The following is a 2,118-nucleotide window of genomic DNA, read 5'->3' on the forward strand; positions in this document are numbered from 1 at the left end:
CCTCGTTGAAACGATCGAGGCAACCGAATGCAACAACTACTTCGCAAACGCCGGCTACGCTTCCATCAAAACGTGAAAGGCTCTAATCCATGGCTGAGTGGACAACGGAGCTTGAGATGCCTCGCGCTGGCAGCAATGTCAGCCTGGCCGAACGAGCCTATCGTATCCGCCGACACGCCGTGCGGATGGGTCAAGTCCAGGGCCAAGGTTATGTCGGACAGGCGCTGGGTGTCGCCGACGTGCTTGCCGTCGCCTATTTCCATGCGCTTCGTTACCGGCCGGAGGACACGTTGTGGGAGGGACGCGACCGCTTCCTGCTGTCGATCGGACACTATGCGATCGCGCTCTACGCGGCTCTGATCGAAGCGGGCGTGCTGCCGGAGGAAGAGCTCGAAACCTATGGCAGCGATGAAAGCCGTATGCCGATGTCCGGCATGGCGCCATACACGCCCGGCATGGAGATCACCGGCGGCTCGCTCGGTCACGGCCTTGGCATTGCCGTTGGCATGTGCATGGGGCTGACGCGCAAGCGAAGCGACAGTTTCGTCTACAATCTTTTGTCCGACGGCGAGCTCGGTGAGGGCTCGACCTGGGAAGCCGCGATGTCGGCCGCCCACCACAAGCTCGACAATCTCATTGCCATTGTCGACTTCAACAATCAGCAGGCCGATGGTCCGTCGACGGCCATGCTCTCCTCCGAACCGGTGACCGACAAGTTCGAGGCGTTCGGCTGGCATGCGCAGCGCGTCGACGGCAACGACATCGAGGCGGTCCGCAAGGCCTTCGACATGGCGCGCGGCCTGAAGGAACCTCGTCCGCGTGTGATCGTTTGCGATACGCGCATGGCCGAGGGTGTGCCATTCCTGGAAACCCGCGACATCACGCATTTCATCCGCGTCGAACCGCACGAATGGACGTTAGCGCTCGAAGCTTTGGAAAAGGGACGTCCGCGTTGAGGTTGTCAAAGTTCGCGCCGCGCCACGCCGCCAATGCCGGTGAGCGCAAGACCACATCGGCGATGATCGCGTCGATCGCGCCCGATGGCGTACCGACACGCAATGCGCCGTTCGGGCACACACTGGCCAGACTGGCGCACCAGCGGCCCGGGATAGTTGGCCTGACGGCGGACCTCGCGAAATACACCGATCTCCATGTCTTCGCACAGGAGCATCCGGACCGCTTCTATCAGATGGGCATGGCGGAGCAGGTGCTGATGAGCGCCGCCGCCGGCTTGGCGCGGGAGGGTTTTACGCCCTTCGCCACCACCTACGCCGTCTTCGCATCGCGACGTGCCTACGATTTCATCTGCATGGCGATCGCCGAGGAGAAACTCAATGTGAAGATCGTCTGCGCCTTACCGGGGCTGACGACCGGCTACGGCCCCAGCCACCAGGCGACGGAGGACATCGCGATTTTCCGCGGGATGCCGAACCTGACGATCATCGACCCTTGCGACGCGCTCGACATCGAACAGGCCACGGAGGCGATCGCGGACTACAACGGGCCGGTCTACATGCGGCTTTCGCGCGGTAAGGTTCCTGTCGTGCTCGACGAAGACGACTATACATTTGAAATCGGCAAGGCGCGAATGCTGCGCGAGGGCGCGGACGTATTGTTCATTTCCAGCGGCCTGATGACCATGCGCGCGCTGGAGGCCGCGAAGGCGCTTGAAGCCGACAGGATCGGCTGCGCCGTTCTGCACGTTCCGACGATCAAACCTCTGGATACGGAGGCGATACTCGCTGCCGCGCGCCGTTCGGGACGGCTGGTGGTGGCGGCGGAGAACCACACCATCATTGGTGGCCTTGGCGAAGGCGTTGCCGCGCTGCTGATGCGCGAGAGAGTGACCCCAGTCTTTCGCCAGATCGCCCTGCCCGACGAGTTCCTCGACGCTGGCGCGCTGCCGACGCTTCACGATCGCTACGGGATCTCAACTTCCGAGCTCGTGCGCCGCGTCCGCATTTGGAGCGAATGAGAAGTAAGAGCTCTCCCCACACAACAGTTGAGTCATCGACCTTGACCTTGCCCCTCTTATCTAATCCGGTTTGAAGTTCGTTCTGGCCCATCGAGAGGACCAGGACATGAAACGTAGCCGCTTCTCTGAAGAGCAGATCATCG

The 2,118-nt window shown here is 62.0% G+C and carries 2 protein-coding genes; both read left to right on the forward strand.

Annotated features, from left to right (window positions below; genetic code table 11):
* Positions 1–116: 116 nt before the first annotated feature.
* Positions 117–956 (forward strand): transketolase, encoded by an 840-nt coding sequence (locus tag NKI97_RS35280; protein ID WP_352838595.1) that lies wholly within the window; start codon positions 117–119, stop codon positions 954–956.
* Positions 953–1,975 (forward strand): transketolase family protein, encoded by a 1,023-nt coding sequence (locus NKI97_RS35285; RefSeq protein WP_502895560.1) that lies wholly within the window; start codon positions 953–955, stop codon positions 1,973–1,975. Before NKI97_RS35280 ends, NKI97_RS35285 begins: the two co-directional genes overlap by 4 nt.
* Positions 1,976–2,118: the final 143 nt, after the last annotated feature.

It is taken from the genome of Mesorhizobium sp. M0296 (assembly GCF_040321675.1).
Taxonomy (GTDB): Bacteria; Pseudomonadota; Alphaproteobacteria; order Rhizobiales; family Rhizobiaceae; genus Mesorhizobium.